The organism is Ramlibacter tataouinensis (assembly GCF_001580455.1).
Taxonomy (GTDB): domain Bacteria; phylum Pseudomonadota; class Gammaproteobacteria; order Burkholderiales; family Burkholderiaceae_C; genus Ramlibacter; species Ramlibacter tataouinensis_B.
Map to the genome: position 1 here is coordinate 268,811 of NZ_CP010951.1, position 11,831 is coordinate 280,641.

Annotated in this window: 11 protein-coding genes; 6 read left to right on the forward strand and 5 right to left on the reverse strand. The window is 67.4% G+C overall.

The features are described 5' to 3' along the window. Positions 1 to 14 precede the first annotated feature (14 nt). Positions 15 to 944, reverse strand: a complete 930-nt coding sequence (locus UC35_RS01320; protein WP_061495376.1) for a LysR family transcriptional regulator — start codon at positions 942 to 944, stop codon at positions 15 to 17. 115 nt (positions 945 to 1,059) lie between these two features. Between UC35_RS01320 and ilvD the strand changes: the two genes are divergently transcribed. Continuing rightward, positions 1,060 to 2,754: a dihydroxy-acid dehydratase gene (gene ilvD, locus UC35_RS01325; RefSeq protein ID WP_061495378.1), complete on the forward strand. Its 1,695-nt coding sequence runs from the start codon at positions 1,060 to 1,062 to the stop codon at positions 2,752 to 2,754. Between the two features lie 51 nt (positions 2,755 to 2,805). Here ilvD and UC35_RS01330 read toward each other — a convergent pair whose 3' ends face one another. Next, entirely contained in the window at positions 2,806 to 3,045 is a 240-nt protein-coding gene (locus UC35_RS01330; protein ID WP_061495381.1) for a TIGR04438 family Trp-rich protein, read from the reverse strand. A gap of 99 nt (positions 3,046 to 3,144) precedes the next feature. On the opposite strand from UC35_RS01330, the gene UC35_RS01335 reads away from it, so the two are divergent. Next, positions 3,145 to 3,459 (forward strand): c-type cytochrome, encoded by a 315-nt coding sequence (locus tag UC35_RS01335; protein WP_415752689.1) that lies wholly within the window; start codon positions 3,145 to 3,147, stop codon positions 3,457 to 3,459. 123 nt (positions 3,460 to 3,582) lie between these two features. Here the strand turns inward: UC35_RS01335 and acs are convergent, their stop codons facing one another. Then, entirely contained in the window at positions 3,583 to 5,568 is a 1,986-nt protein-coding gene (acs, locus tag UC35_RS01340) for an acetate--CoA ligase (RefSeq protein WP_061495383.1), read from the reverse strand. A 190-nt stretch (positions 5,569 to 5,758) separates the two neighbouring features. On the opposite strand from acs, the gene UC35_RS01345 reads away from it, so the two are divergent. Next, complete coding sequence (locus UC35_RS01345; protein ID WP_061495386.1) at positions 5,759 to 6,367, forward strand: TIGR00645 family protein; 609 nt, start codon at positions 5,759 to 5,761, stop codon at positions 6,365 to 6,367. Between the two features lie 12 nt (positions 6,368 to 6,379). Here the strand turns inward: UC35_RS01345 and fumC are convergent, their stop codons facing one another. After that, positions 6,380 to 7,759, reverse strand: a complete 1,380-nt coding sequence (gene fumC / locus UC35_RS01350) for a class II fumarate hydratase (protein ID WP_061495389.1) — start codon at positions 7,757 to 7,759, stop codon at positions 6,380 to 6,382. Between the two features lie 100 nt (positions 7,760 to 7,859). Between fumC and UC35_RS01355 the strand changes: the two genes are divergently transcribed. The 3 genes from UC35_RS01355 (at position 7,860) to murI (ending at position 10,451) form a co-directional block, all read left to right on the forward strand. Further along, a complete protein-coding gene (locus UC35_RS01355) occupies positions 7,860 to 8,054 on the forward strand; it encodes a hypothetical protein (RefSeq protein ID WP_061495392.1) in 195 nt (64 codons plus the stop codon). A gap of 61 nt (positions 8,055 to 8,115) precedes the next feature. Further along, entirely contained in the window at positions 8,116 to 9,669 is a 1,554-nt protein-coding gene (locus UC35_RS01360) for a fumarate hydratase (protein ID WP_061495396.1), read from the forward strand. Beyond that, complete coding sequence (murI, locus tag UC35_RS01365; RefSeq protein WP_061495399.1) at positions 9,669 to 10,451, forward strand: glutamate racemase; 783 nt, start codon at positions 9,669 to 9,671, stop codon at positions 10,449 to 10,451. The genes UC35_RS01360 and murI overlap by 1 nt, the downstream gene beginning before the upstream one ends. Before the next feature lie 15 nt (positions 10,452 to 10,466). On the opposite strand, the gene UC35_RS01370 is transcribed toward murI, so the two are convergent. Beyond that, complete coding sequence (locus UC35_RS01370; protein WP_061495402.1) at positions 10,467 to 11,768, reverse strand: MFS transporter; 1,302 nt, start codon at positions 11,766 to 11,768, stop codon at positions 10,467 to 10,469. Positions 11,769 to 11,831 lie beyond the last annotated feature (63 nt).

Here is an 11,831-nt window from a genome sequence, read left to right on the forward strand (position 1 = left end):
TTCGAAAAGCCAGCTCAACCGCGCGTGGCCGGGCGCAGCTGGCGGCGCGCGAAATCGATGAAGCGCTGCAGAGTGGGCGCGACCTCGACGCCGGTCCAGACCAGGCTGGTCTCGCATTGCGGCACCTGCTGCGCCTGCAGCCCGCCCAGCGGACGGTAGAGCACGCCCGAGCGCTGGAATTCGCGCACGCTGTCGGGCACCCAGGCGACCCCGAGGCCGGCCGACACCAGGTTCACGATGGTCTGCATCTGGATCGCTTCCTGCACGACCTCAGGCATGCGGCCATGCCGGTGGTACAGGCCAAACACCGCGTCGTGCAGTGAGGGCAGGATGCGCCGCGGGAACATGACCAGGGGCTCCTCCAGCACGGCGCCGAGCGCCAGCGCGCGTGCCTGCGCCAGCCGGTGCTGCTGGGGCAGCGCCAGCACCAGCCGCTCGCGCGAGACGCGCAGGTGCTGCCAGCCGGCCGGCGCGAAGCCGGGCGAATGCAGCATGAAGCCGGCGTCCACCTCGCCGCGCTCCAGCGCCTGCGACTGCACGTCGGCGGTCGCTTCGATCAGTTCGCATTCGACCTGCGGATGCTGCGCGCGGAAGGCCCGCACCCACCCGGGCAGCAGCCCGAAGCCCACGGTGGAGACGAAAGCCAGGCGCAGCCGTCCGACCTCGCCGTGGGCCGCCGCGCGCGCTTGCGCCGGCAGCGACTGCGCGCGCGCCAGCAGGTCGCGCGCCTGCGGCAGCAGCGCCGCACCCGCCGCGGTCAGCCGCACGCTGCGCTTGCTGCGCTCGAACAGGCGCACGTCCAGCCGCTGCTCCAGGTTGGCGATCGCCTGCGTCAGCGGCGGCTGCGTCATGTGCAGGCGCGCGGCGGCGCGCCCGAAGTGAAGTTCCTCGGCCAGCACCGTGAACTGGCGCCAGACCCGCAGCTCGATGGCGGCTTCGCTCATGGGTACGGACTCATATGTGCCGCATATTAATCCACACGCCAAAATGGATTGGAACCAATCAGCGCCCCGGCGCATACTGTGCGCCTTCCGTCTCCCACGCCGCACAGGCACAGCCATGGACAGCAAACCGATCCAGATCAACCGCCGCAGCAAGAACATCACCGAGGGCAAGTCGCGCGCGCCCAACCGCTCCATGTACTACGCCATGGGCTACCAGGAGGGCGACTTCAAGAAGCCCATGGTGGGCGTGGCCAACGGCCACAGCACCATCACGCCCTGCAACAGCGGCCTGCAGAAGCTGGCCGACGCGGCGGTGGCCGGCATCGAGGAGGCCGGCGGCAACGCGCAGGTGTTCGGCGTGCCCACCATCTCCGACGGCATGGCCATGGGCACCGAGGGCATGAAGTACTCGCTGGTCAGCCGCGAGGTGATCTCCGACTGCATCGAGACCTGCGTGCAGGGCCAGTGGATGGACGGCGTGGTGGTGGTCGGCGGCTGCGACAAGAACATGCCGGGCGGCATGATGGGCATGCTGCGCGCCAACGTGCCGGCCATCTATGTCTACGGCGGCACCATCCTGCCCGGCAAGTGGAAGGGCCAGGACCTCAACATCGTCAGCGTGTTCGAGGCCGTGGGCCAGAATGCCGCCGGCAATCTCAGCGACGCGGACCTGCACGAGATCGAGACGCGCGCCATCCCCGGCACTGGTTCCTGCGGCGGCATGTACACCGCCAACACCATGTCCTCGGCCTTCGAGGCGCTGGGCATGTCGCTGCCCTACTCGTCCACCATGGCCAATCCGCACGACGAGAAGCAGAACTCGGCCAAGGAATCGGCCAAGGTGCTGATCGAAGCGATCAGGAAGGACATCAAGCCGCGCGACATCGTCACCCGCAAGTCCATCGAGAACGCGGTGGCGGTGATCATGGCCACGGGCGGCTCGACCAACGCCGTGCTGCACTTCCTGGCGATCGCGCATGCCGCGGAAGTGGAATGGACCATCGACGACTTCGAGCGGGTGCGCCGCCGCACGCCCGTGCTGTGCGATCTCAAGCCCTCGGGCCGCTACCTGGCGGTGGACCTGCACCGCGCCGGCGGCATCCCGCAGGTGATGAAGGTCCTGCTCAATGCCGGCCTGCTGCACGGCGACTGCCTGACGATCACCGGCCAGACCATCGCCGAGACGCTGAAGGACGTGCCCGACCAGCCGCGCGCCGACCAGGACGTGATCCGCCCGATCGACAAGCCCATGTACAAGGAAGGCCACCTGGCGATCCTCAAGGGCAACCTGTCGCCCGAAGGCGCGGTGGCCAAGATCACCGGCCTGAAGAACCCGGTGATCACCGGCCCGGCCCGCGTGTTCGACGACGAGCAGTCGGCGCTGCAGGCGATCCTCGACGGCAAGATCAAGGCGGGCGACGTGATGGTGCTGCGCTACCTCGGCCCCAAGGGCGGTCCGGGCATGCCCGAGATGCTCGCGCCCACCGGGGCGCTGATCGGCGCCGGCCTCGGTGAAAGCGTCGGCCTGATCACGGACGGGCGCTTCTCCGGCGGCACCTGGGGCATGGTGGTCGGCCACGTCGCGCCGGAAGCGGCGGCCGGCGGGACCATCGCCTTCATCAGGGAAGGCGACTCCATCACCATCGATGCGCACCAGCTGCTGCTGCAGCTGAATGTGCCGGACGAGGAGATCGCGAAGCGCAAGAGCGGGTGGAAGGCGCCGGCGCCGCGCTACACGCGCGGTGTGCAGGCCAAGTTCGCCTTCAGCGCCTCCAGTGCCAGCAAGGGCGCGGTGCTGGACAACTACTGAGCCATTTGTTGATATCGATCAGTCCGGCCGCGACCGCGGCCGCACTGACCCTCAGCGGCGGCGGGGCTTGATGCCGAGGGCTTCCTTGCTCTTGTCGATGCGCGCCTGCTTCTTCCTGTTCTCGGCCTCGACGGCCTTGCGCTTGGTGTAGCCCGACCAGTCAGCCCAGGTCCACCAGACGGCGGCAGCGCCAAAGGGCGACAGCACCCACCACCAATCCCAGGCCGCCACGGGTCCGATCTCCAGGTACTTCATGGCCAGCAGGATGATTCCGAGACCCAACAGGTACATGCTTCTCCTCCATTGGCGCGCGGCGCGGGGCGTCAACGGCCATCACTACAATAACGTTGAATTGTTTCAATGTACCTCAAACTCGACTGGAGCCCTGGAATGAAACTCGAAGTGAAACGCGTGTTGCTCGCTCTCGTTGCCGCGGCGGCTGTCGCACCGGCGATGGCAGACCAGGCGCTGGCCAGCGCCAAGAACTGCATGACCTGCCATGCGGTCGACAAGAAGCTGGTGGGGCCCTCTTTCAAGGACGTGGCCGCCAAGTACGCCAGCGACAAGACCGCGGGCGACAAGCTGGCCGCCAAGATCCAGAAGGGCGGATCGGGCGTCTGGGGTCCGGTCCCCATGCCCGCCAACACGCAGGTCAACGACGCCGAAGCCAAGAAGCTGGCGGCTTGGGTGCTGTCGCAGAAGTAAGCGGCTCACCGCCGAACGCAAAAAGGCCCGCAACTGCGGGCCTTTTGTTTTGCCATCGCCTGTTTTCCAGGTGACGATGAGCCCACCCCAGCCCTCCCCCGGAAGGGGAGGGAGCAAGCTCGGTCAGTTGGTCTGCGCCAACTGCTCGAGGATGGCGGGGTTTTCCAGCGTCGATACGTCCTGCGTGATGGCCTCGCCCTTGGCGATGGAGCGCAGCAGGCGGCGCATGATCTTGCCGCTGCGGGTCTTGGGCAGGTTGTCGCCGAAGCGGATGTCCTTGGGCTTGGCGATGGGGCCGATCTCTTTGGCGACCCAGTTGCGCAGGTCGGCGGCGATCTGCTTGGCTTCCTCGCCCGAGGGCCGCGCGCGCTTGAGGACCACGAAGGCGCAGATCGCCTCGCCGGTCAGGTCGTCGGGGCGGCCAACCACGGCCGCTTCCGCGACCAGGTCGGTCTTGGCGACGAGCGCCGACTCGATCTCCATGGTGCCCAGGCGGTGGCCCGACACGTTGAGCACGTCGTCGATGCGGCCGGTGATGCGGAAGTAGCCGCGCTTTGCATCGCGCACCGCGCCGTCGCCGGCCAGGTAGAGCTTGCCGCCCATCTCCTCGGGGAAGTAGCTCTTCTTGAACCGCTCCGGGTCGCCCCAGATGGTGCGGATCATCGAGGGCCAGGGACGCTTGACCACCAGCATGCCGCCGGCGCCGTTGGGAACGTCCTTGCCGGTCTCGTCGACGATGGCGGCCATGATGCCGGGCAGCGGCAGCGTGCAGGAGCCCGGCACCAGCGGCGTGGCGCCGGGCAGCGGCGTGATCATGTGGCCGCCGGTCTCGGTCTGCCAGAAGGTGTCCACGACCGGGCAGCGCTCGCCACCCACGTTCCGGTAGTACCACATCCAGGCTTCCGGGTTGATCGGCTCGCCGACCGTGCCCAGGATGCGCAGCGAGGACAGGTCCCAGTTCTTCGGATGCACCTTCTCGTCGGTCTCGGCCGCCTTGATCAGCGAGCGGATCGCGGTGGGCGCCGTGTAGAACACCGTCGCCTTGTGCTTCTCGATCATCTGCCAGAAGCGGCCGGCATGCGGAAACGTCGGGATGCCTTCGAAGATGACCTGGGTGGCGCCGGCGGCGAGCGGGCCGTAGGCCACGTAGGTGTGGCCCGTGATCCAGCCGATGTCGGCCGTGCACCAGAACACGTCGTCCGGCCGGATGTCGAAGGTCCAGTCCATCGTGAGCTTGGCCCACAGCAGGTAGCCGCCGGTGGAATGCTGCACGCCCTTGGGCTTGCCGGTGGAGCCCGAGGTGTACAGCACGAACAGCGGATGCTCCGCGTTGACGGCGACCGGCGGGCAGTCGCTGCCCTGCCCCTCGAGCACCTCCGCGAAGGTTTTGTCGCGGCCCGCCACCATGTTGCAGGCGGTGGCCGTGCGCATGTACACCAGCACCGTCTTGAGCGTGTCGCAGCCGCCCATGCCGATGCCCTCGTCGACGATCGACTTGAGCGGCAGCTCCTTGCCGCCGCGCATCTGGTAGTTGGCGGTGACCACCGCCACCGCGCCAGCGTCGATGATGCGCTCGTTCAGCGCCTTGGCCGAGAAACCGCCGAACACCACGCTGTGGGTGGCGCCGATGCGCGCGCAGGCCTGCATGGCCACCACGCCTTCGACGCCCATGGGCATGTAAATGATCACGCGGTCGCCCTTTTTGATGCCCTGGGCCTTGAGCGCGTTGGCGAACTGGCCGACGCGGGCCAGCATCTCCTTGTACGTGACGCGCGTCACCGCGCCGTCATCGGCCTCGAAGATGATGGCCGTCTTGTTCTCGACGGGCGTGCCAACGTGCTTGTCCAGGCAGTTGGCCGAGGCGTTCAGCTCGCCATCCTCGAACCACTTGTAGAAGGGGGCATTCGACTCGTTCAGCGTTGTCGTGAAGGGCTTGGTCCAGACCACGTTGTCCTTGGCCAGCCGCGCCCAGAACCCTTCGAGGTCGCGTTCCGCTTCGTGGCACATCGCCTCGTACGCCGGCATGCCCGAGATGCGCGCCGCCTTGACGGTGGCCTCGCTCGGGGGAAAGACGCGGTTCTCGACCAGGACAGATTCGATGTTGCTCATGCGACTTGTCTCCGCTGCGGATGGTTGGATTGCGGCGTACTGTCAGCCGGACCACTTACATGCCACTGACGCTGCCGCCACGGCCAGTCTGCCAAATCTACTCCCATCGGGCCAAGCTGACGGCAAACCTACAATGCCACCCCATCCGGACAAACCCGCCTTTCCCCTTTCCCCTTTCCCCTTTCCCTCCATGAAAAACCCGAACACGGGCCAGATCCCGCCCAACGCGCTGCGCCCCCTCCCCAGCCTGATATTCGCCAGCCGCTGGCTTCAGCTGCCGCTTTACCTCGGGCTGATTGCTGCGCAGGCGGTGTACGTCTTCCACTTCTGGGTCGAACTGGTCCACCTGCTGGAGGCGGCGTTCGGCAGCCAGGACGCGTTGCAGCAGCTGGTCACCAGCATCGGCTACAAGCAGCAGGCGAACGTCGGCGCGCTGAACGAGACCATCATCATGCTGGTCGTGCTGGCCCTGATCGACGTGGTCATGATCTCCAACCTGCTGATCATGGTGATCGTGGGCGGCTACGAGACCTTCGTCAGCCGCATGAAGCTGGAGACCCACCCCGACCAGCCCGAATGGCTGAGCCATGTGAATGCCTCGGTGCTCAAAGTGAAGCTGGCCACCGCCATCATCGGCATCTCGTCGATCCACCTGCTCAAGACCTTCATCAACGCCGACAACTACTCCGACAAGGTGCTGATCGCGCAGACCGCGATCCACATCACCTTCCTGCTGTCGGCCATGGCGATCGCCTACACCGACCGCCTCATGAGCACCCCCGCTCCGCAACGGCACTAGGGCCTGTTCACGTCAGACCATTCGCTCGGGCCTCACCCACTCGTCGAACTGTTCGGCGGTGACGAAGCCCGTGGCGATGGCCGCCTCGCGCAGGCTGCTGCCTTCGCCGTGCGCCTTCTTGGCGATCTGCGCGGCCTTGTCGTAACCGATGTGCGGGTTGAGCGCCGTCACCAGCATCAGCGAGCGCTCCACCAGTTCGGCGATGCGCTCGCGGTTCGGAGCTATGCCCACCGCGCAGTGTTCGTTGAAGCTGCGCATGCCGTCGGCCAGCAGCCGCGCGCTTTGCTGAAAGTTGTGCGCGATCATCGGCCGGAACACATTCAGCTCGAAGTTGCCGGAGGCGCCGCCGAGGTTGATGGCGACGTCGTTGCCGAACACCTGGCAGCACAGCATGGTCAGCGCCTCGCTCTGCGTCGGGTTCACCTTGCCGGGCATGATCGAGGAGCCCGGCTCATTCTCGGGAATCGCGATCTCGCCGATGCCGCTGCGCGGGCCGCTGGCCATCCAGCGGATGTCGTTGGCGATCTTCATGAGGGCCGCGGCCAGGGTCTTGAGCGCGCCGTGCGCGTGCACCAGGGCATCGGCGGCCGCCATCACCTCGAACTTGTTGGCGGCGCTGACCAGCGGCAGGCCGGTCAAGCGGGCCAGTTCCGCAGCCACCTCCTGCGCGAAGCCGGGCGGCGCGTTCAGCCCCGTGCCCACCGCCGTCCCGCCCAGGGCCAGCTCGCACAGGTGCGGCAAGGCGTCCCGCAGGTGCCGCTCGGCCTGTTCCAGTTGCGCCGCATAGCCGGAGAACTCCTGGCCCAGTGTCAGCGGCGTCGCGTCCTGCAGGTGCGTGCGCCCGATCTTGACGATGTCCCGGAACGCCCCGGCCTTCGTCGCCAGCGTGCCTTTCAAGGTCGCCAGCGAAGGCAGCAGGCGGCGTTCGATGGCCTCCACCGCAGCCAGGTGCATGGCCGTGGGAAACACGTCGTTGGACGACTGGCTCCGGTTCACGTCGTCGTTGGGATGCACCAGGCGGCCTTCGCCGCGCGCACCGCCCATCAGCTCGCTGGCACGGTTGGCCAGCACCTCGTTGACGTTCATGTTGGTCTGGGTGCCGGAGCCGGTCTGCCAGACCACCAGCGGGAACTCCTCGCCGTGCCGCCCCGCCAGCACTTCGTCGGCCGCAGCCACGATCGCCGTGGCCTTGTCCGGCGCAAGCAGGCCCAGGCGCTGGTTGACGACCGCGCAGGCGCGCTTGACCTGAACCAGGGCACGGATGATTTCCGCCGGCTGCCGCTCGCCGGAAATATCGAAGTTCTGCAGCGATCGCTGGGTCTGGGCGCCCCACAAGCGGTCTGCCGGCACCTCGATCGGACCGAAAGTGTCGCGTTCTTGCCGCGTCTTCATGTGTCCTCCGGGATTGACCTGTCCGCCGAAGGTAGCAGCTTTCGATCTCCCGTGACGTCCGTCACAGAGTTACACGTCCGCAGCGGTTCCAATCCAATGCATGAGCTACTGCGAGCTGCTGGTGCGATGGGCGAATTCGGACGCGACCGCCACGGCCTATGAACTTTCCTACTCCGGCAGCACCAGGCCCGAGCTCGTCTTCCTGGCGCAGCAGTTGCGGCAATGTGCCACCACCTGGGACCGCGTCCTGCAACTGGAAGTTCGGCACATGCAGCAGCGGATGCCGCGGGTCTGAGGTCGGCCGCAGGCGGATGGGATAATTGCGGGGGTTTTCCCGCATCACAGTCCCATCGCCCATGCCCACGACCATCAAAGCCGCTGACCTGATCGAATCCATCGCTGGTGCACTGCAGTACATCAGCTACTACCACCCGGCCGACTACATCTCGCATCTGGCCCGCGCCTACGAGCGCGAGCAGAGCCCGGCGGCCAAGGACGCGATTGCGCAGATCCTGACCAACAGCAAGATGAGCGCGACGGGCCACCGCCCGATCTGCCAGGACACCGGCATCGTCAACGTCTTCCTCAAGATCGGCATGGACTGCAAGCTGGAAGGCTTCACGGGCAGCCTGGAAGACGCCGTGAACGAGGGCGTGCGCCGCGGCTACCTGCACCCGGACAACACCCTGCGCGCCTCGGTGGTCGCCGATCCGCAGTTCGATCGCAAGAACACCAAGGACAACACCCCGGCCGTCGTCAACGTGCAGCTGGTACCGGGCAACACGGTGGACGTGGCCGTGGCCGCCAAGGGCGGCGGCAGCGAGAACAAGAGCAAGCTGGTGATGCTCAACCCGAGCGACTCCATCGTCGACTGGGTGCTCAAGACCGTGCCGACCATGGGCGCGGGCTGGTGCCCGCCCGGCATGCTGGGCATCGGCATCGGCGGCACCATGGAGAAGGCTGCCCTGCTCGCCAAGGAGTCGCTGATGGAGGACATCGACATGTACGAGCTGCAGGGCAAGTCGGCCCGCGGCGAGAAGCTGTCGAAGGTCGAGGAGCTGCGCCTGGAGCTGTACGAGAAGGTCAATGCCCTGGGCATCGGCGCGCAAGGCCTGGGCGGCCTGACCACGGTGCTGGACGTCAAGATCAAGATGTACGCGACGCACGCGGCGGGCAAGCCGGTGGCGATGATCCCCAACTGCGCGGCCACGCGCCACGCGCATTTCGTGCTGGACGGCTCCGGCCCGGTGTACCTGGATCCGCCCAGCCTGGACCTGTGGCCCCAGGTGGCATGGACCGCCGACACGAAGAAGAGCCGCCGTGTCAACCTCGACACCCTGAGCAAGGAAGAGATCGCCAGCTGGAAGGCCGGCGACACGCTGCTGCTGAACGGCAAGATGCTGACCGGCCGCGACGCCGCGCACAAGCGCATCCAGGACATGCTGGCCAAGGGCGAGCCGCTGCCGGTGGACTTCACCAACCGCACGATCTACTACGTCGGCCCGGTCGACCCGGTGCGCGACGAGGTCGTCGGCCCGGCCGGCCCGACCACCGCCACCCGCATGGACAAGTTCACCGACATGATGCTGGCCCAGACCGGCCTGATCGCGATGATCGGCAAGTCCGAGCGCGGCCCCGAGGCCATCGAGGCGATCCGCAAGCACAAGGCGGCCTACCTGATGGCCGTGGGCGGCGCGGCCTACCTGGTGTCCAAGGCGATCAAGAAGTCCAAGGTGCTGGGCTTCGGCGACCTCGGCATGGAAGCCATCTACGAGTTCGAAGTGGTCGACATGCCGGTCACCGTGGCGGTGGACGCCGGCGGCACCAGCGTGCACAACACCGGCCCGGCCGAGTGGCAGAAGAAGATCGCCACCGGCGAGTTCAAGAACATCCCGGTCGCCGCGGCCTGATGCGGCACGATGCCCGCGCCCCTGTCGGTGTGTTCGACAGCGGCGTCGGCGGCCTGAGCATCCTGCGGGCCTTGCGCGCCGAGTTGCCGCGCGAGGACTACGTCTACTTCGCCGACACCGGCCACGCGCCCTACGGCGAACGCGGCGACGCGTTCGTGATCGAGCGCTGCCGCGCCATCCTCGGCGAACTGGTGCAGGCGCATCGCATCAAGGGTTTGGTCGTCGCGTGCAACACGGCGACGGCGGCAGCCATCCATCTGATCCGCGAAGAACACCCCGGATTGCCCGTGGTGGCCGTGGAACCGGCCTTGAAGCCGGCGTCGGTCCTCACCCTCACCGGCCGGGTCGCCGTGTTCGGCACGCGCGGCACCGTCACCAGCTCCCGCGTCGCGGCACTGCGCGATTCGCTGCAGCACCTCGCGCAGTTCGTCCTGCAGCCGTGCGACGGGCTGGCGGCCGCGATCGAACGCCACGACACAACAGCGATCCAGGCGCTGTGTGAAAAGTACGTACTGGACGCGGGCCCCTTCGGCGCGGCACCCGGCGAGATCGACACGCTGGTGCTCGGCTGCACCCACTACCCGTTCGCGCAGGACGTGCTGCAACGGTTCGCGGGCCCTGCCGTGCGCATGGTCGAAACCGGCGCGCCGGTCGCGCGCCAGACCCGCCGCCTGCTCGACGCCGCCGGGCTGCTGCGCCCGGCACCCGGCCGCGGATCGTGCCGGCTGCTCACCACCGGTTCCCAGCAGGCCCTGGAACAGGCCGCCACGCGCTGGCTCTGAGCTAGTGGCAGGACACTAGGCAGCTTGCAGCGCCGCGGCGCGCCCGCGCTGTACGTCCACTTTCAGCAGCAAGAACAGGCCGACCACGAACAACGCCGCGGTCGACAGGATCGCGAGCCGCTGGTTGCCGCCGGTGGACCACGTGATGGCCCCATAGGTGAGCGGGCCGATGATGCTGGACAGCCGCACGGCGAAGGTCCACAGGCCGTAGAACTCGGCCAGTTGCCTGGGCGGGGCGAACATGCCGGCCATCGCGCGGCCGGCCGACTGGCTGGACCCCATGCACAGGCCGGCGATGGACGCGGCCCACCAGAACTGGCCCTTGGTGCTGGATAGCGCGGCGATCACGCACACCGCGACCCAGCCCACGATGGTGCTGCCCAGGGCCAACTTGTGGCCGATGCGGTCCTGCAGGTAGCCCCAGGCGAATGCGCCGGCGGCAGCGGCCAGGTTCAGCACGAAGATCAGGACCATGGTCTCCTGCGGTTGGAACCCGATCACGCTCTCGGCGTAGATGGCCGCCAGCGCGATGGCCACCGCGACGCCGCCCTGGTAGAACACCGCGCAGGCCAGCAGCCACATGAAGTCGCGGTAGCGCCGCGCCTGCGCGAAGGTGCGCTTGATCTGCTGCAGCGAGGCCGCCAGCCCGCCCTGCTGCAGGGCCTGCGGATTGGGCACCGCCCGCTCCCGCAGCAGCTTGAAGGTGGCCAGGGAAGCCAGTCCGTAGATGGCGGCGGTGATCAGCATCGTCACCGGAACGAACTGGGCGGCCGGGATGCCCCGGGCCTGGGCCCACAGCACATAGCCCAGGCAGATGCCCAGCGCCAGCATGCCGCCGAAGTAGCCGAAGCCCCAGCCCCAGCCGCTGACCTTGCCGAGCGAGTCGGACCTTGCGAGTTCGGGCAGGAAGGCCGCGGTGAGCGATTCACCCCAGTTGTAGAAGGTGTTGGAGACGATGATCAGCAGCATCGCCAGCACCACCGACCCCGGCTGGGCCAGGGCCAGCGCCGCGGTGGCGACCACGCAACCGGCGGTGACCAGCGCCAGCACGCGCTTCTTGGCGGCCCGCAGATCGGCATAGGCGCCGATGCTGGGCATGGTGAACATGACGATGGCATAGGAGATGCTCAGCGCCAGCGTCCAGGCGAAAGTCGCCCATTCCGCCTTCTGTGCAACGCCGCCGACGAAGTAGGCGGCGAAGACGGCAGTGATGACGACCGTGGTGTAGCCGGAGTTGGCGAAGTCGTACATCGCCCAGCCGAAGACCTCGCGCTTGCGCACGCCGGGATTCAGCGCATCCTGGGAAAACAGGGCCATGGGGTCCCCTCCTCAGCGGCATTGTGGCTGAGAAGCCCCGCGCAGGGGAACCCGAAATGAAGC